Source organism: Syntrophus aciditrophicus SB (assembly GCF_000013405.1).
Lineage (GTDB): Bacteria > Desulfobacterota > Syntrophia > Syntrophales > Syntrophaceae > Syntrophus > Syntrophus aciditrophicus.
Genome location: NC_007759.1, coordinates 2,869,448 through 2,887,075 on the forward strand (window position 1 = coordinate 2,869,448; position 17,628 = coordinate 2,887,075).

15 protein-coding genes are annotated in these 17,628 nt (G+C 52.0%); 5 read left to right on the forward strand and 10 right to left on the reverse strand.

All coding sequences use genetic code 11. The annotated features are described in order from the left end of the window. The first annotated feature begins 251 nt into the window (after nucleotides 1-251). From SYN_RS13400 to SYN_RS13415, 5 genes are all read left to right on the forward strand, one after another. The gene (locus SYN_RS13400) at nucleotides 252-452 is read left to right on the forward strand and encodes a cold-shock protein (RefSeq protein ID WP_011418742.1); all 201 of its coding nucleotides are present in this window, start codon (nucleotides 252-254) and stop codon (nucleotides 450-452) included. Between the two features lie 188 nt (nucleotides 453-640). Beyond that, on the forward strand, nucleotides 641-805 hold the full coding sequence (locus SYN_RS16310; RefSeq protein ID WP_158302986.1) for a hypothetical protein: 165 nt from the start codon (nucleotides 641-643) through the stop codon (nucleotides 803-805). A gap of 104 nt (nucleotides 806-909) precedes the next feature. Next, nucleotides 910-2,181, forward strand: a complete 1,272-nt coding sequence (locus tag SYN_RS13405; protein ID WP_011418743.1) for a DEAD/DEAH box helicase — start codon at nucleotides 910-912, stop codon at nucleotides 2,179-2,181. A 577-nt stretch (nucleotides 2,182-2,758) separates the two neighbouring features. Further along, nucleotides 2,759-2,941, forward strand: a complete 183-nt coding sequence (locus SYN_RS16415) for an SHOCT domain-containing protein (RefSeq protein ID WP_202943569.1) — start codon at nucleotides 2,759-2,761, stop codon at nucleotides 2,939-2,941. Nucleotides 2,942-2,983: 42 nt separating this feature from the next. Beyond that, the gene (locus SYN_RS13415; RefSeq protein WP_049750003.1) at nucleotides 2,984-3,661 is read left to right on the forward strand and encodes a hypothetical protein; all 678 of its coding nucleotides are present in this window, start codon (nucleotides 2,984-2,986) and stop codon (nucleotides 3,659-3,661) included. A gap of 548 nt (nucleotides 3,662-4,209) precedes the next feature. Here the strand turns inward: SYN_RS13415 and SYN_RS13425 are convergent. From SYN_RS13425 to SYN_RS13475, 10 genes are all read right to left on the reverse strand, one after another. Further along, nucleotides 4,210-4,794, reverse strand: coding sequence for a 2Fe-2S iron-sulfur cluster-binding protein (locus SYN_RS13425; protein WP_011418746.1), 585 nt, complete (start codon nucleotides 4,792-4,794; stop codon nucleotides 4,210-4,212). Beyond that, on the reverse strand, nucleotides 4,791-6,719 hold the full coding sequence (locus tag SYN_RS13430) for an NADH-ubiquinone oxidoreductase-F iron-sulfur binding region domain-containing protein (RefSeq protein ID WP_011418747.1): 1,929 nt from the start codon (nucleotides 6,717-6,719) through the stop codon (nucleotides 4,791-4,793). Before SYN_RS13430 ends, SYN_RS13425 begins: the two co-directional genes overlap by 4 nt. Nucleotides 6,720-6,728: 9 nt before the next feature. Continuing rightward, nucleotides 6,729-7,181 carry a complex I 24 kDa subunit family protein gene (locus SYN_RS13435; RefSeq protein WP_011418748.1) on the reverse strand — a complete coding sequence of 151 codons (453 nt, stop codon included), beginning with the start codon at nucleotides 7,179-7,181 and terminating at the stop codon, nucleotides 6,729-6,731. 40 nt (nucleotides 7,182-7,221) lie between these two features. Next, the gene (locus tag SYN_RS13440) at nucleotides 7,222-7,992 is read right to left on the reverse strand and encodes a hydrogenase iron-sulfur subunit (protein WP_083756506.1); all 771 of its coding nucleotides are present in this window, start codon (nucleotides 7,990-7,992) and stop codon (nucleotides 7,222-7,224) included. A 60-nt stretch (nucleotides 7,993-8,052) separates the two neighbouring features. Beyond that, on the reverse strand, nucleotides 8,053-11,166 hold the full coding sequence (locus SYN_RS13445) for a CoB--CoM heterodisulfide reductase iron-sulfur subunit A family protein (protein WP_148202590.1): 3,114 nt from the start codon (nucleotides 11,164-11,166) through the stop codon (nucleotides 8,053-8,055). A gap of 30 nt (nucleotides 11,167-11,196) precedes the next feature. Further along, the gene (locus SYN_RS13455) at nucleotides 11,197-12,354 is read right to left on the reverse strand and encodes a (Fe-S)-binding protein (protein ID WP_011416388.1); all 1,158 of its coding nucleotides are present in this window, start codon (nucleotides 12,352-12,354) and stop codon (nucleotides 11,197-11,199) included. A 31-nt stretch (nucleotides 12,355-12,385) separates the two neighbouring features. Beyond that, nucleotides 12,386-12,946 (reverse strand): 4Fe-4S dicluster domain-containing protein, encoded by a 561-nt coding sequence (locus SYN_RS13460; protein ID WP_041585138.1) that lies wholly within the window; start codon nucleotides 12,944-12,946, stop codon nucleotides 12,386-12,388. A gap of 20 nt (nucleotides 12,947-12,966) precedes the next feature. Beyond that, complete coding sequence (locus SYN_RS13465; RefSeq protein ID WP_041585139.1) at nucleotides 12,967-14,994, reverse strand: aldehyde ferredoxin oxidoreductase N-terminal domain-containing protein; 2,028 nt, start codon at nucleotides 14,992-14,994, stop codon at nucleotides 12,967-12,969. Between the two features lie 45 nt (nucleotides 14,995-15,039). Next, nucleotides 15,040-15,480 carry a VOC family protein gene (locus SYN_RS13470; RefSeq protein WP_041585140.1) on the reverse strand — a complete coding sequence of 147 codons (441 nt, stop codon included), beginning with the start codon at nucleotides 15,478-15,480 and terminating at the stop codon, nucleotides 15,040-15,042. A 162-nt stretch (nucleotides 15,481-15,642) separates the two neighbouring features. Next, nucleotides 15,643-17,238: an AMP-binding protein gene (locus SYN_RS13475; RefSeq protein ID WP_011418755.1), complete on the reverse strand. Its 1,596-nt coding sequence runs from the start codon at nucleotides 17,236-17,238 to the stop codon at nucleotides 15,643-15,645. Nucleotides 17,239-17,628 lie beyond the last annotated feature (390 nt).

The following is a 17,628-nucleotide window of genomic DNA, read 5'->3' on the forward strand; positions in this document are numbered from 1 at the left end:
CAGTCAATTTATCGATTTTTCCTTTATAAAATATTAATGTAAAAACACATTGCATTTTCAGAAAGAATCAGTTATTAGCTGTACCAACAAGTGCAGTACATTATTGTAGTTAACAAAATACGAGAAGTTAGCCGCACATCCGGACTGAGGATTGTGCGGTTTTTTGTTTATACGAAAATACTGCAAGTCGATTCAGTTCGACAAAATTAAAAAGGTTCCCGGAAGGAACCAGGAAAAAGGAGCAGGGAAAAATGCCAGAAGGAACAGTGAAATGGTTTAACGATTCAAAAGGATTCGGCTTTATCGAACAAGATGGCGGGAAGGATGTCTTCGTGCATCATTCAGCCATCCAGGCAGAGGGGTTCAAATCGTTGTCAGAGGGAGATAGAGTGAGCTTTGATGTTGTCGTCGGAAAGAAAGGCCCATCTGCTGAGAATGTTCGTAAGGTGTAAGCCTTTAATCTCATTTTGATTGTAAAAGAACTCCTGTCAAGGAAACTTTATAATCAACTCAGATCAAGTTTTTAGATTTGGTTTTGGCTGTTAACTCCACCCCAGAGCCTGTGAAAAGGCTTCTGGGGTATATTGTTTTTCGAAGGCGCTCATCATGTATGAGATTGCAGCAGAGAAGGAGGACGACTATGTCGAGGAAAAGTCCGCAACAATTCGTCAAAAGGCAGAAAGAGATGGAACGTGCAAGAAAGGCCAGAGAAAAAATGGCTAAACGACAGGAAAAGAAAGAATGTCTGGTGACCGAAAAGGATTTGTCTGAAAATTCGGATCAACTGATCAGCAATGAAACCTGATTGCTTTTAAACAGATCCAATTTCGCAACAGTTGAACGCTCGGAGACGGGCTGCCACGCCGGGGGGTAACCCGGCTGAATATATATATGAACTAAGGAAAATGAATGAGTTTTACTCAATTTAATCTTCACCCGCAGATCAATGCCGGTATCGAGGCCCTGGGCTATAAAACGCCGACACCAATTCAGATGCAATCCATTCCCGCGATTATCCAGGGAAGGGATGTTATGGGGCTTGCACAGACCGGAACGGGGAAAACAGCTGCCTTTGCACTTCCGATTTTGCAACGGCTGATGAACGGTCCCGGCAAAATGGTTCGCGCCCTGATTGTCGCACCGACGCGGGAGTTAGCTGAACAGATAAATGAATCCATTAATGAAATGAGTCGGTCAACGAAATTGAAGAGCGTTGCTCTTTACGGGGGGGTGAGCAAGAATCCCCAGATCGAGAAACTCCGGCAAGGGGCCGAAATTATCGTCGCCTGTCCGGGTCGTCTTCTTGATCTTGTGGCCCAAGGCGTTGCCGACTTGTCTGGAATCGAAGTTTTCGTTTTGGATGAAGCGGACCGGATGTTTGATATGGGTTTCCTTCCTGAGATCCGGAAAATCACAAAGCAGCTGCCCGAAAAGCGGCAGACGCTGCTTTTCTCTGCCACCATGCCGGCCGACATCCGCAGCCTGGCAAAGGATATCCTGCACGACCCTCTAACCATCAGGATTGGCAACGATATTCCTGTCTCTACGGTTTCCCACACTCTTTATCCCGTTGAACAGCATCTCAAAACGGCGCTTCTGATAAAGCTTCTCAAGGAAACAGACACTGAGTCAGTCCTCGTCTTCGCGCGGACGAAGCATCGTACAACGCGGGTGGCCATGCAGATGAAAAAAGCCGGTTTCCCCGTGAGTTCCCTCCAGGGAGATCTGTCGCAGAATCAACGTCAGACAGCACTGAATGGGTTCCGGGAAGGGAAGTATCGGATTTTGATCGCTACGGACATCGCGGCTCGCGGGATCGATGTGACCCGCATTTCTCACGTGATCAATTATGACATGCCCGACACTGTCGAGGCTTACACACATCGGATCGGGCGCACTGGTCGTGCGACAAAGTCAGGGGACGCCTTTTCGTTTGTAACCTCAGAGGAAAGGGATTTGGTGGATTCCATCGAGTATGTGCTTGGAAAACAGATCGCAAGGTGTACCCTTGAGGATTTCGATTACTCAAGACCGGCTCCTGCTGGAAGTGGCAGGGTCCGCCATCCCATGCGAATGCCGGCAATAAGCGAACTCCCGACACGGTTTCGTAGTTCAACCCCGGTAAAGAAAACTGCATCTTATCACATGAGCCCTGGAGCTTCCGGCCGCCGAAGCCGTTAGACGTCACTGATCAATTCTTTCTCCGCGGAATCGCTCATAAAGATTCCTTCGATTCATCAAAGGTTGGAGGGATTTTTTATGAGCATCCAGAATGTGCATTCTTTCATAAGTACTGTAGTTGTTCAAATCAGCCCGTCTGCATCCATCCAGGATTTCAATCGTTAGCCAATAGCCTCAAGGAAAGATGGATTAATCCTAACCCTTACCCGCTTATTCAACTTTTAACCGATAGTAAGAACTTTAGAAACAATCAAATAAGGTTGCTTAACTTTAAATAGTCTTATATTAATTTTTACAGTTACTGTTTCGGAAAACACTGATATTTAACCTGAATATTCGACATGCTCAAATTACCGATTATTCGAACAGGCAGGGCCTCTGGTACAGGGAAGTCATCTGTAGTCATTAAGTTAGATCAACTAAATTATCTGATAATGGGTGAGTGCATATGAAGAGGATAGTCTTGTCACTTTTTTCTTTGTTTCCAGCATTCATAACAGGTTGCGCCAAAGAGTATCCTTACGGTTCGGGGCCTGGCTGGGGCCATATGAGGTACTATGGTTACGGAGGCTGGTTTATGTGGATTCTGTTTCTGATTGTGATCGGCATCTTGCTCTACTTTGTGGTCCAGACTGCCAAAGCAAAAGGAGGAGCAGGAGTGTCGGAGGAGACTCCCCTCGACATTCTGAAAAAGCGTTACGCCAGGGGTGAACTAACGAAAGAAGACTTTGACCGGATGAAACGGGAGCTTTCAGAGTAGTTAACTCGAAGGCCCCGAAAATCCATGATAAAGGAGGAAAAGATGAAACGAAAAATGCTGTTCATCGGGGTCTTTATCCTTGTTTTGCTTATGGCTCTGCCGGCAATGTCCCAGCCTCGCTACGGCTACGGCCCTGGCTATGACGATGAATACGATTCCAGTGGACAATGGACGGGGCGGGGATGGGGTCCTGGATATGGAATGGGGCGGGGCGGGATGATGGGTTACGGGATTTATACTTATGTGCCGCAGAAACTGCCGGTTCCCAAGAACAAGGAGTGGATCGGAAAGTTGCGAGAGATCCTGGCGCTGGAAAAACTTTCGTTAGAGCAGTACGCCACAGACGCGGAGAAGTACAATACCTACATGCCTTACCATATGGTCATTCCTCAGGAGCAGGACCATGTCATGACCATCGAGCGGCTTTTCACCGCCTACGGCCTCACAACGGATGGGAAGCCCCCGACGGTGAAAGATACGAAGACCCTTGAGGAAGCTTATCAACTGTGCGTAAAAATGGAACGCGACCTCATTCCACGTTATGAATGGCTGATCAGGAACGCCGAAGATCGCGACACCGCAGGGATTCTCAACAACCTTCTGATTCAGACACGCTACCATCTTGCCATGTTCGAACACGTTTTACAGGTTGGTGGTTGGCATGGAGGAGCTCCCTGGGGCTCGCGAGGTCGAGGCCCTGGCATGATGTGGGGTTGGTAAAGAATTACTCACTGCCGAGCCCCTTCATCATCTCTGACAGACGGAAAATGGGTGATGAGATAAGAAAAGGCAGAGCCACAAATGGCTCTGCCTTTTTCGAACATTTTAATCAAAAGTCATTATATAAAGCACACATCCATCATAAAACAATTATAGATGGAGTGCGGGATTTTCAGTTGTCATTGAGATCCGTCATCCGAACTTTAAATGATAATCTGCATTTGGCGAATAATAGCGTTGACATCAATAATAATGATGTCAAATTATTTGCATGATCGGGCCATGAAATGAATGGAGACAAACTCGTCAAGCGCGCTGCTCATGCAGAGCCTTCGATATCGGATAAAAGAGTCTGGCGGAATTCACCAAAGCGACAGCCCTGTTATTTGTACTTCTTAACCCTGCCCGCCATCTGCAACAGTAGTGTTCCGATTTTCAGGAAAAGAAGGGAAAAGTTCACAAACCTGCTTCGTCAAGGTAGAAAAGCGGGGGGGGGGGAGAAGGCTCAATCTGTGTCTGGAGATGCGGCCTCCTCCCTTGAAAGAATGTCAGGGCGCCGTCAGCCCCATAGTCAGAACGAACGCGGCCTGGAGAGCCTCCGTGGGACACAGGGGGAAGCACTCCCTGCATTTCATGCATTCCCTGGCGGCAATCTCCGGGATGAAGCTGATCTCCTTGTGAATTCCCCGGTCGACGAAGCCGATGGCGTTCTTTTTCTTGACCTCGGCGCAGTACCGCACGCAGAGGCCGCAGTGAATGCAGAAGGACGCCTCCTTTTCGAAGCGGTTCCGATCCGCTCCGTATTCCCGGGCCAGCTCCTCCAGAACAAAAGAATCCGGGGCATGAGCCAGCAGGAGCTCCAGGATCATCTTGCGGATTCGATCGATCTTTTCGGATCGCGTTCTGACGACGAGGTTCTTTTCCACCAGGTAAACGCAGGACACAACAAGCCTTGTGGAGCCGCGGCTTTCCAGTTCCACGATGCAGAGCCGGCAGCCGCCGAACGGTTCCAGTTTCTCGTGGTGACACAGCGTCGGAATATGGATTCCCGCGCTTCGCGCCGCCTCCAGGATGGTCATTCCTTCCCGCGCCCTGACCTCTTTCCCATCTATCTGCAAAAGGATTTCACTCATGATTCCTTACCCCCTCTGGCGACCCTTCTCGCTTCCCCGGAAACAGGAGGCGGAACCGGCTCGCCGGAAATCTTCCTTACCGCGTTGAAGCGGGGGGGACATACTTCAAAGCAGGTCCCGCATTTCGTGCACTTCTCCTGGTCTATGACGCTGATCAGGTCTTTGCCGCCGTCGATCGCCCCGGCCGGGCACTTCTTGACGCACAGCTGACAGGCCCGGCACTGTTCCGGGTCTATGACGTAGGCGATCAGGGCCTTGCAAAAAAGCGCCGGACACCTCTTCTCCCGAATGTGAGCCTCGTATTCATCCCGGAAGTACTGCAGCGTGCTCAGAAAGGGATTGGGGGCGCTCTTGCCCAGGGCGCACAGGGCGGCTTCCTGGGCGGTCTCGGCAAGCGCTTCCAGAAGCTCAATGTCGCCCTCTCTGCCCTTCCCTTCGGTGATGCGGGTCAGGATATTGTCCATCTGCCTTAAGCCCTCCCGGCAGGGGACGCATTTGCCGCACGATTCATCGGTGAGGAACTTGATGAAGTACCGGGCTGTATCCACCATGCAGGTATCTTCATCCATGGCGATCATCCCGCCCGATCCCATCATGGACCCGGCTGCCGTCAGCTCATCGAAACCGACCGGCAGATCCAGCAGGGACTCTGGGATGCACCCTCCCGACGGTCCGCCGGTCTGAATCGCCTTGAACTTCTTCCCGCCGGGAATACCGCCACCGATCTTGTAGACGATGTCCCGCAGCGAAATCCCCATGGGCACTTCCACCAGGCCTGTATTGGCGATCTTGCCCACCAGGGAGAAGATCTTCGTCCCCTTGCTGCTCTCCGTTCCAATGGAGGTAAACCAGTCCGCCCCCCTGTTGATGATCAGCGGCACATTCGCCCAGGTCTCCACGTTGTTCAGCACGGTGGGGTGACCCCAGAGGCCGACCACGTTGGAACGGACATACTTCGGCCGGGGCTCTCCCGCCCGGCCTTCAATGGACGTCATCAAGGCCGTCGACTCACCACAGACAAACGCCCCGGCCCCCTGGTTCACATACACCCGGAAGCTGTAGCCTGAACCAAGGATATTTTCTCCCAGCAGTCCATAGGTCTGTGCCTGCTGGATCGCCAGGGTGATATTCTCCACCGCCAGGGGATATTCGTGACGAACGTAAATGTACCCCTCTGGGGCGCCGATGGCATAGCCGCCGAGGATCAGCCCCTCAAGAATGGAATGCGGATTTCCTTCAAGAAGCGCACGATCCATGAACGCCCCGGGATCGCCCTCGTCGGCGTTGACGATGACATACTTGACCGGATCGGGGGCGTTGCGGGAACCTTCCCACTTCACTCCCGCGGGGAAGCCGGCGCCTCCCCGCCCGCGGAGGTTCGCCTTTTTCACTTCCTCCAGGACCTGAACCGGGGTCATCGAACCCAGGGCCTTGCCCAGGGCGGAATAGCCGCCGTTGGCCAGATAGTCATCGATGCTCCTGGAATCAATTTTTATGTTGTTGCAGATCACATTCCGTTCCTGATTCCGGTAGAAGGAGATGTCGTATTCATGAACCGCTTTCTCTCCCTTGGCGGGATCGACATAAAGCAGGCGGTCAACGACCTTCTTCTCTTTGACGGTCTGCGCGATGATCTCCGGAACATCTTCCGGCGTGACTTGGAGATAGCAGATCTCCTCGGGATAGATCACCACCAGGGGCCCTCTTTCACAGAATCCCGGACATCCCGTTCCCTTGGTATCCACCGTCGCCGCCAGCCCATGCTTTTCAATTTCCTCCCGGAAGGCTGCAATGACCTCGAGGGCGCCGGAAGCCACACAGCCGGAACCGGCACAGATGGAAATGCAGGGTTTATCCGGATCTCTTCCGGATAATATCTCTTTCCTGAAGCTCTCTAATTCTTCAGGTGAATTTAACCGCACCATAATTTTCCCCTACTCGTATTTTTTTAGCACATCGATTGTCTTGCTCGGCGTCGCCTTGCCGTAAACCTTCCCGTCGATTTCCATCACGGGCCCCAGGGCGCAGCAGCCGAGACAGTTCACCGTTTCCAGGCTGAACTTCAGATCCAGGTCCGTTTCCCCGGGCTTGATGCCGGTGGATTCCTGTACGGTGTCCAGGACTCGCGTCGCCCCACGGACGTGGCAGGCCGTCCCCAGACAGACGTGAACCTGATGGCGACCCTTCGGCACCGTGCTGAAGACCTTGTAAAAGGTCGCGGCATGACGCACCGTCGTAATGGGAATCTGGAGTTTCTCACTGACCCGCTCCAGCGCTTCCTTGGGAAGCCAGTGATTCTCCTCCTGGATATCCAGCAGTATCTGAATCAGCGCACTGGACGCTCCCTGATGCTTTTCGATGATCTGATCGATTCTCTCGTTATCCATAATCGTTATCCTAATCTTCTTTTATTCCCGGGCTGACCGCTCAAGCCAGGGCGTAACGCTTCAGTTCCGTATCGTACCGGACCAGGCCATGCCTGGATGACGTATTCATATGTCTCGATACGGCAGACGGGGAGAGGACCAGACGCTCCGCGATTTCTCCCGTGGAAAGAGGCTGCTGCCGCAGGAGGGACATAATCTCACTGATCGCCAGCTTGTCGGCGATCAACTCGTCATAGATCCTGTTCACTTCATCACTGTTGAAAAAGGCTTCCACTTCTTCTCTCTTTTTACCAAGGGGCAATCTCAGCCTCTCCCTTTCCACCAGCCGGATGGAGGGGATCAGTCTCGTCACGGCATCCAGTCTGGCCGCCAGCGTATCTTTCCCGATCCCTTCCGCTTCGCCGATCGGCCCCATCGCCTTCACCTTCCTCTCGATGTCATTCATGGTTTCGGCAAAAAGGATACCCTCGCCGCCGGAGATAAACTCGATCCTCAGCCTTTCGGGGTTCAACCCGACGCGCTCCATCATTTTCCCGGCAATGAGAACCGTGCTCAGGGCATGGTAATTCCCATGCGTGATATAATTGCATTCCCCCAGGTGACAGCCGATGACGAACACGCCATCGGCCCCCTTCGAGAAAGCCCGGAATACGTGGGTCAGGTCGACTCTGCCGGAACACATGACCCGAATGAGCCGAATATCGGTCGCATATTGCAGTCTGGAAACTCCAGCCAGGTCAGCTGCGCCGTACCCTCACCACTGGCACACAAAACCGAGTATCTTGGGTTTAAATTCCAGTCCTGTTGTCATTGTTTCTCACCTCTTCCATCAGATATCCTGATTTTATTTCTTCGTATCGGTCCAACCATTTCAACACACCGTACCCATGAGACTGACCGTTTCTTCTTCCTGAACCGCCGCATCGATCTGGTTCCAGATCTCCTCATCGGTAAAGTGCTTCAGGGAAACCGCCGAGGTCGGACACACAGTGTTGCAGACCCCGTCTCCCTTGCAGAGGACGGGATTCACCCTGGCCCTTCTGCCCCGCAGCGACTCGTAGAAGTCGATGGCGCCGTACGAGCAGACCGTGATGCAGGCCCCGCAGGAAACGCACTTCCCTTCATCCACCTGGGCCACCGCCCCGGACGCCGTCACGATATCCCGGGAAAGAAGCGTCAGAACCCGCCCGGCCGCTCCATAAGCCTGGCTGACCGTTTCCGAGATGTGCTTGGGATACTGCGCCATTCCGCAGAGATAAACGCCGTCCGTCCCGAACTCAACGGGCCGCAGCTTGACGTGGGCTTCCTTGAAAAATCCATCCGGGTTCAACGTGACCTTGAACAGGCTCGCGACATCCTGAGTCGCGGCCGAAGGAATCGCGGCGGCGGACAAAACCAGATAATCGGCATCCAGAACCATCTTCGCACCCAGGATGTAATCCGGCGTCGTAACCCTTAGTACGGGCTTGCCTTCCTCCTCGACCGTTTCCACCTGAGGGGCGTCCTCCGGCTCGAAGCGGATGAACTTCACATCCTTCTCCGAGGCCTGCCGGTAATAATCCTCGGCATACCCGTAGGTCCTCATATCCCGGAAGAGAATGGAGACATCCATTCCCGGATTTTTCTCCTTCAGCTTCAGGGCGTTCTTGATGGCATGGGTGCAGCAGATCTTGCTGCAGTAATTCCTTTCCTCATTCCGGCACCCCACGCACTGGATCATCACGACACTCCCGGCATTGACGATCTTCTCGTCGCCTTCGGCGATCCATTCCTCCAGATCAAGCTGGGTCAACACCCGTTCATCCTGGCCATAGAGATATTCGGCGGGCCTGTACTCCTGCGCGCCGATGGCGATGACCGTGGCCCCGTGCCGGATCTCCGCGGGGCCTCTGTCGGATTTCACCCAGGTCACGAAATTCCCGATATAACCGCCCGCCTCCGTGATGGTCGCTCCCGTATGCACATGCACCAGGGGGTGACGGTAGACCTTCCGGATCAGATCGTTCAGGTAGACCTGGACATCCATCCCCTCCAAGGTGTAATGAATCCTTCTTGCCGTTCCCCCCAGCTCTTTTTCCTTTTCCACCAGATAGACCTCATGCCCCTGGTCGGCGATGGAGAGGGAGCAAGTCATCCCGGCAACTCCGCCCCCGACGACCAGGGCCGTTTTGTCCACGGACAGATCGTACTCGGGCAGAGGCTCCAGACTGCGGGCGCGCGCTACGGACATCCGGATCAGATCCTTCGCCTTCTGCGTGGCGTCTTCCTTCTCCCGGGCGTGAACCCAGGAGTTGTGCTCCCGGATGTTCGCCATCTCGTAATAATACTGATTGATTCCCGCTTCCCGGACGGTGTCCCGGAACAGGGGCTCCAGGGTCCGGGGGGAGCAGGCGGCAACCACTACGCGGTTGAGCCCCTTCTCCCGGGTCATGTCGGTGATTTCCCGGGAAGAATTTGTGGCGCAGGAAAAAAGCTGCTCCTGGGAGTGGACCACATTGGGCAGGGTCAGGGCATACTCCACCACATCAGGAACGTTGACGATCCTCCCGATATTGGCCCCGCAATGACACACAAAGACGCCGATCCGCGGCGCTTCCCCGGAGACATCCCGCTCCTGGGGATAGACCCTCTCCGTGGACAGCTTACCCCGCCGGTAATTCAGCAGTTCGCCACACTGCGAACCCGCAGCGCTGGCCGTCAGAACCGAATCCGGGATATCGGCCGGACCCTGGAATCCTCCACTGACAAAGATGCCGGCCCTGCTGGTCTCCATGGGCTTGGCCGAATCGGTCAGGCAGAACCCGTGGGCGTTGAGGTCGATCCCGAACTTGCCCGCCATCGCCTGCGCCTCGGCGGGAGGATTCAGACCGACGGACAGAACCACCATCTCGAACTCCTCTTCCCTGACCCCGTCATCGGGTGTGGAATATCGGATCGTGACGTTTTTCGTGACCGGGTCCTCACGAACGATGGACACGTAGCTGCGGACAAACCGTACCCCGGGAAGGTCCGCCGTCCTCTGGTAGAACCGTTCAAAATCCTTCCCGAAAGAACGAATATCGTTATGGAAGATCGTGCACTCCGCCGCCGCGTCATGCTCCTTGGTGAGGATCACCTGCTTCTGGTTGTAGGTGCAGCAGACGCCTGAACAATAACTGTTCTCGCCCTCGGTCACCCGTCGCGAGCCGACGCAGGAAATCCACGCGATTTTATGGGGGTGCTTCAGATCGGAGGCGCGCAGGATTTCACCGCTATAAGCCCCCGTGGCGGACAGAAGCCGCTCGAAATCCATACTGGTGACCACATTGACGAATTCGCCGTAATGATATTCCGGATTCGCTCGGGGGTCGTAGGGCTCCAGACCGGCCGCCAGAATGACCGCCCCCACATTGATCTCCACCTTCTGCGGCTTCTGATGGAAATCGATGGCGTCCGCCTTGCAGACCCCCTCGCATAAAGCACATGTCTTTTCTTTAAGATAACGGCAGCTTTCATCAATATAGGCCACCAGGGGGAAGGCTTGGGAGAAATAGACATGGATCGCTTTATTACGAGATATATTTTGATTAAAGGGATCAGGGTACTGAACCGGGCAGTACTCCGTACAGACGGCACAACCTGTGCACTTGTCCATCTGAATATATCTGGGCTTTTTGGTCAGCGTGACCGTGAAATTTCCCGCCTCTCCGTCGACACTGTCAACTTCAGTGTAACTCAGGATTTCGATGTTTGGATGCCGGCCGACCTCGGCCAGTTTAGGTGAGAGAATTCACATGGAGCAGTCGTTGGTGGGGAAGGTCTTGTCCAACTGGGCCATATGCCCCCCGATGCTGGGTCCCTTTTCCACCAGGTAGACCTTGAAACCGGCGGTGGCCAGGTCGAGAGAGGCCTGAATGCCGCTGATCCCGCCGCCGACGACCATGACGTCTCCGAAATTAATGTTCCCGAAGCTTTTACAAAGCTGATCGATCTGTTCTTTTTCCATTTATATTACCTCATCGGATAGGGTGATTTCCTAAATCAATTCCGAAATCACTTCCGTTATCTCTTTGACCTCGATCCTGTCATCCAGACCCATGGTGACCCGGCTGTCCTCGAAGTTGGTGATGCAGTACGGACAGGCGGTGACCAGCACCTCCGCCCCGACATCGACCGCCTGATCGATCCGCAGATCGCAGAACCGCTCTCCCTTGATCGTCTCCATCCAGATCCGACCGCCGCCGCCGCCACAGCACAGACTGGCGACATGGTGTTCCGGCAGTTCCGTAAACTCCAGACCGGGTACGGCCTGCAGAACATTGCGGGGCTCGTCGTAGATGCCGTTGTGCCGCCCCAGGTAACAGGGATCATGCCAGGTGACCTTCTTCTCATACACCTTGTCCGGATCAAGCTTGAGCCGTCCCTCGCCAATGAGCTCGGCCAGGTACTGGGTGATGTGAACGATCTCGAAGTTCACCCTGAATTCGGGATACTCGTTCTTGAAGGTATGGTAGCAATGGGGGGACGAAACAAGAATCTTCTTCACACCCGCATCGATAAAGGCCTTGATGTTCTCCTTCGCCAGGCGCTGGAACACCTCCTCATCGCCTGCCTTGCGGATGCTCTCGCCACAGCAGACTTCCTTGTCGCCCAGGATGCCGAAATCCACCCCGGCCGCCTGCAGAATCCTGGCTGTGGCAACCGCGACCTTCTTCATCCGCGGGTCATAGCAGGCATAGCAGTCGGGAAAATACAGAATCTCCATCCCCTCGGCAAAAGGCTTCACATCCAGGCCCCTGGCCCAGTCCGCTCGCTTGCCCCGCTCCTCGTTCAGCGGGTTCCCTGAACCGACAAGGCTGCCTCTGATGCTCTTGATCGGCTGTACGGAATGGGGAAATACGCCGTACTCCGTGGCAATCCTGCGCAGGGCAACCCCGGATTCGATCTGTTTTACGTCCCGCGGACACTGCTGGGGACATCTTCCGCAGGTGGTGCAACGCCACATCTCTTCACTCTCAATGTCCGTCAGGCCGAACGTGGCCTCACGGACGATCTTGCGCATGCTGAACTGCCGCACCTTGTTCCAGGGACAGACGGCATCGCACAAGCCGCATTGGAAACAGCGTTTGAAGGCGTCTCCACCGTGCGCTTTAACTTCCTCTATAATTTCCTTGAAGGGGGCTATAGTCTCCACCGGTTTCCTTCCTTTTTCCTAATTCTACTATTTATCTTTCAGCTTCAACGCCTGCACCCTGTTGCGCCATCCGGGCAACCGCACTCATGATTTTGTCCAATCCATAGCGATCCGCCAGACTTTCCAGTCCGATCTCCATCTCATTCGGTTTTATTTGTTCTTCAACTTCTTTCTCCGTTACTTCATAAGTCAGGGCGTCACGGCTGCATATCTGGACACACAATGGTATTTGATTTGGATCGTCCCCACACATATCGCATTTGAGGGCGAGTCCGGAATCGGGTTCTTTAAATAAATCCCTAGCCGGGCAGGCATTACCGCAGAAGCTGCACTCACTGTATTCCTTTCCCTTGATCGTATATACGCGCCTCCCATCACATTCCGCCTTAGCATAACCAGTAGAGCGAATTGCAACCCATTCATCATTCCGCTCATCAATAACCACTCTGACCCTGGCACGACTCGGATTAAAAGAGCTGTATCTCGGATTTGCGTGGTATGCCGCGCAGGCTATCTCACACGCTCGACAACCATTGCATTTGTCCAAGTCAACTTTTATTGTTTTGACGATTTTCTTTACCAACCCACTCATCGCTGTTTTCACCTCCTTGACTATTTATTTACGATATTGTACTCAGTCAGAGTGAAGTGTTCACCTTTACGTACCGATATAGTCGCTTCCTTTTTATTGACGTCTGAGTAACATGGATGATGTATGTAACAGTTATCCTCGGTGCCGTTCAGAATTCCTCTCCTGATAAGTTCATCAGCCACATAATCCAGCCCAAGCTTATCCAACGTAGCTTTGGATGGAATTCCATCATCAGTCCAGCCTTTGAATGTATAGTACTCACTGAGGAGAGCTTGTTCTTTTTCAGGCTCTCTCTTGCTCCAGTGGTTTTCGGGCGGTTTTTCGTCAACTCTTCTCAATCCTCTGCTGACGTTTATGGCCCTGACCAGGTTTCGATTCCTTCTGGCAACTTGCCATAGGTCGTCGGCATCCATATTCATTCCCGTAGCCAGGTTAATGAAATGTGGGATGTTATAAATGTGATATGCAGCGCCACCGCCAAACTGGCCTCTGAATGAAGAACAGAATGCGCAAGTGCCAACTGAGTCATCGACATAGTGCATCGTCTCATTCCAGTCACAAATGTTAATACTGGCTTCTGGGGACGGGTCGGTGCGTGGCTCCCATTCCATGAAGAAGCGCCTGAATCTTTCGGGTGCCGATATCCATTCGTCGGCAAACTTCTGTCTCTCAACAGGGTCCTTAATTGCATCTTGCGGATATGACCCTTCACTCTGATTGATTGCCATCTTGTCACTGGTGCAATACATCAGGAAATAGGGAAAATTTACCCTTCCCAGTTTCAGAGGTATCTGCTCAAACTTTTTTATTGTGTTATGGTCGTACTTTTCCGCGCCCTTGCCAATCAGACGAGCTGCTGCATAAACACCATTGGCTAGTACATCGCCGATTCCTTCACGCCGGACCAGCTTTTCAAGGAGATAATAAAACCGATCCGCGCCGCTGGCTGGAAAATCAGGCAGCTCCTTGTCTGTTAGAATGCCGTCTTCATAAAGCTCAATTGCAAAAGCGATTGTTTGTGGTGCGGCATAGCTGTCCACACCGTATTCCTGAGCCAGAGCCAGTATGTCGAACGTAAAGGGAAGTTCTTCAAAGGCTGCCATATGCCAGGTACCTTTGCCGAAGCATTTCAACATGTATCTTTGACGTCCTGGGGGTTTAACCACTAGATGGCAATTTTTGGGACAGTTGTAGCAACCCTGCAGTCGATCTCGTATCTCAAGGGTATAATCCTTCCATCTATCTTCGAGTTCCTGGCTCCAATAATTCTTTCGCCGCACACGCGAATTACCCCAGGCGAAATTATCGTGATGGAAAGCATCATTCCACTCGATGGCCATTAAATCCCCGTTAAACGGGCTGGCAGCAATTTCCTGGCTGTGCCTCAGGCATAATTCGAAAAATTCTTCTGGGCTAGCAACGGCAAAGTCCTTCGTGCCGCGTACAGCGATAGCCTTCAGCCTTTTATCCCCCATAACTGCACCCACTCCACGAGACGCACTGGCATTTGAGTGTTCAATGCTGGCCATGAAGAGTCTATTCTCGCCGGCCAAGCCTATTGCGGCAACCTGAATTCTGGGATCATTCAGCTCCCTCTTAATAAGCTCTGCCGTCTCCTGCGCGCCTTTTCCCTTAAGATGTGAGGCATCTCGTATTTCCACTTTATCGTTATTGATCCACAGATAAACCAGACGAGGGGATTTGCCGCGAAAGACTATCTGGTCGTAACCGGCGTGTTTCAGTTCCGGGCCAAAATACCCCCCAAATATAGAGTGGGAAAAAAAGTTTGTCTGAGGAGAAATGGTATCGACCATTGTGCGGTTGCAAGCGGGTAAGGGTGTACCGACTAACAACCCGGCGCTGAATATGAGAAGATTATCAGGAGAAAAGGCATCCGCTTCGGGAGGGACCCTGTCCCATATCATCTTGGCGGCCTTACCATTGCCACCTATATGAAGTTCGGTCAGTATCGGGTCTGTTTCGACCCGTTCAATATTACCATTAGATAAATCAATTTCTAAATTATACCCTGTCTCTGCGTACCTCATTTTAAACACCTCTACGGTATAAAAGGATTATTCAGTCAAGCTCCCTCACTCTGACCGGGAAACCAACTGGCCTTTATCATCAATAAGTTCCGTCAATACACCATTGAGTGTCTTCGGATGAACAAATGCGAACTCACCATCGCGAAATGGCCGGACGATTTCTCCCCGTTTATCCGGTATAAATTGATAGCCCTTGGCCTGCAGCTCTTTGGCGGCAGCGCGAGTATTGTCCAGATTAAAGCTGATAAGCATGAAGCCCTCGCCATTTTTTCCGATGAACTTGGCAACGTCACCATCCGTTGTTGTGGATTCCATTAACTCGAATCCAACTTCTCCGATCCAATATCGCGCTACTTTGATCTTTTCAGGTTCATCCACATAAGCGTCGTCCGGTTTGTCTTTTCCCAAGAGTGGCTCCCACAACTTTCTGGCTTCCTCGAGGTTCTTAACCGCAATACAAATATGATCTATCTTTTTGATTTCCATCATTATCTCCTTAGTTCCTTGACATGGGGAATTTGTAGAAGGGTATGGATCGATCATTCCATCAGGCAGAGCGATCCATACCTTCCAGATTTGAATATCCTCTTTTTCAGATGAAGGGATGGACTTTGTTAACCGGTCCCTCGTTTTTCAACGCATGGCTTCTTATTTCAGTTTGAATCTTTGCAGCTTCCCTGTTTCAGTACGAGGAAGAGCGGTTACGAATTCGACTACCCGCGGATACTTATAAGGAGCAGCGTTTTGCTTAACGAAGTCCTGAAGGGTTTTCACCATCGACTCGTCACCGGTATAACCCGGCTTCAATACGATGAAAGCCTTCAGAACCTGACCTCGGTCGGGGTCCGGTATTCCAATAACGCCACATTCTGAAACTGCCGGATGCTCCAGCAGGACGGATTCCACTTCCGGACTCGATACGTTGTACCCTGAAGTCACGATGATATCGTCCACTCTGGCATGGAAATAATAATAGCCATCCGAATCCTGGTGGTAGGCATCCCCAGTGATGGTCCAACCGTTTCTAACTGAACTTTTCTGTCTTTCATCTGCCAGGTAGCGGCAACCGGTGGGCCCTTTGACCGCGAGCTTTCCTGTTTCTCCCACCGGCACTGGATTCATCTGCTCATCCACCAGCATGGCCCGGTAACCCGGTAAAGGCTTGCCCAAGGAACCTTCGCGATAGTCGTCAGGGTATGCAGCGAGGTAAATATGGATCAGTTCTGTTCCGCCAATACCATCGTGCATCTCTATGCCGGTCGCTTCCCTCCACTTTTTACGGGTATCAACTGACAGAGCCTCGCCGGCGGACACGCTTTTTTTCAGACTCGTGATGTTGTGCTGCGGAATCAGAGGCGTCATCTGCCGGTATCCGGTGGGAGCTGTGAAAGTGATGGTGGCACCATACTGCTCAATGGCCCCTATCAGGACAGGCGGGCTGAGCTTTTCCATCAACACCGTGCTGGCTCTTGCCCAAAGAGGGAAACACAGGAGTCCGCCGAGGCCAAAAGTGAAGGCGAGAGGTGGGGTGCCGATGAAAACATCGTCCGCGCTCGGCTTTAGCCAGTAACCGCAGACAACCTCACACATGGCCATCACATCTCTGTGAAGATGGATACAGCCTTTGGGGATGCCGGTCGTACCGGAAGTGAAAGCGATCAGGGCCGGATCGTCGGACGCTGTATCGACTGCATTGAATTCTGCGGACTTTGAGGCGAGTTTCTTGTCGAATGCATCGTCGCCATATACCATTACCTCTTTGAGTTCCGGGCATTCAGGACGCGCGAGATTCAGCTCTTCGGCCAAAGACGCCTCGCACAGCGCATGACTGACGCGTCCGAGGTGTATCAATTGCTTTAATTCTTTGGCCCGGAGCAAAGGCATAGTTCCGACAGCCACTCCGCCGGCCTTCCATACGGCGAGCCAACAAACGGCGAACCAGGGCGTATTACCGCCGCGCAATAAAACGCGGTTCCCCGGAATGAGTCCCATGTCCTCAGTAAGTAAACTGGCAAGCTGGTTCACCTTACTTTGCAAGTCACGATAGGTCCAACGGATGTCCTTGCCGATCATCGCAATTCTTTCGCCCGCTCCTTCCTCAAGCGCCTTGTCAAGCAAAAGGGCGGTGGCATTCAGATGTTCGGGGAACTGCAGCTCCGGTGTTTCAAAAATAAACTCCGGCAACTGATCTTCCGGCGGAAGATTTTCTCGAACAAAACGGTCAATGTGTCCTGTGTAATTCATTGTTATCCTCCTAAAAAATTTTACTTAATGCCATTAAATTACAATGGCATTGATTTTATTATTTTTTTCTGTGTAATCCAAATAAATCCAAACGATCCTCAAAAATGAACTAATTTTGAGATTAAATAACCTTAAAAAACCGGGCTGTCAAGACAAAAAAATAATGCTATTAGGTTACCTTTGATATTATAAATAACCAATAATATCAAAATGTTATTGTTAATAATTGTTTTTATGATCCATAATTGAAAAAATAATATCTAATATAATTATTTTTAACCAGTACCAAAAGGCTTATGGGATAAATATTTATAATTAAATGCCTCTATTCTCAGATTAGAATCTAAATAAAAATTACTTTTTATGCTTGTTAGGCTGATTGACTTGTGT

Bases quoted from the DNA above. Each gene is read 5' to 3' on its own strand.
- SYN_RS13400 (WP_011418742.1), top strand. From the start codon at position 252: ATGCCAGAAGGAACAGTGAAATGGTTTAACGATTCAAAAGGATTCGGC.
- SYN_RS16310 (WP_158302986.1), top strand. From the start codon at position 641: ATGTCGAGGAAAAGTCCGCAACAATTCGTCAAAAGGCAGAAAGAGATG.
- SYN_RS13405 (WP_011418743.1), top strand. From the start codon at position 910: ATGAGTTTTACTCAATTTAATCTTCACCCGCAGATCAATGCCGGTATC.
- SYN_RS16415 (WP_202943569.1), top strand. From the start codon at position 2,759: ATGTGGATTCTGTTTCTGATTGTGATCGGCATCTTGCTCTACTTTGTG.
- SYN_RS13415 (WP_049750003.1), top strand. From the start codon at position 2,984: ATGAAACGAAAAATGCTGTTCATCGGGGTCTTTATCCTTGTTTTGCTT.
- SYN_RS13425 (WP_011418746.1), bottom strand. From the start codon at position 4,794: ATGAGTGAAATCCTTTTGCAGATAGATGGGAAAGAGGTCAGGGCGCGG.
- SYN_RS13430 (WP_011418747.1), bottom strand. From the start codon at position 6,719: ATGGTGCGGTTAAATTCACCTGAAGAATTAGAGAGCTTCAGGAAAGAG.
- SYN_RS13435 (WP_011418748.1), bottom strand. From the start codon at position 7,181: ATGGATAACGAGAGAATCGATCAGATCATCGAAAAGCATCAGGGAGCG.
- SYN_RS13460 (WP_041585138.1), bottom strand. From the start codon at position 12,946: ATGAGTGGGTTGGTAAAGAAAATCGTCAAAACAATAAAAGTTGACTTG.
- SYN_RS13465 (WP_041585139.1), bottom strand. From the start codon at position 14,994: ATGAGGTACGCAGAGACAGGGTATAATTTAGAAATTGATTTATCTAAT.
- SYN_RS13470 (WP_041585140.1), bottom strand. From the start codon at position 15,480: ATGGAAATCAAAAAGATAGATCATATTTGTATTGCGGTTAAGAACCTC.
- SYN_RS13475 (WP_011418755.1), bottom strand. From the start codon at position 17,238: ATGAATTACACAGGACACATTGACCGTTTTGTTCGAGAAAATCTTCCG.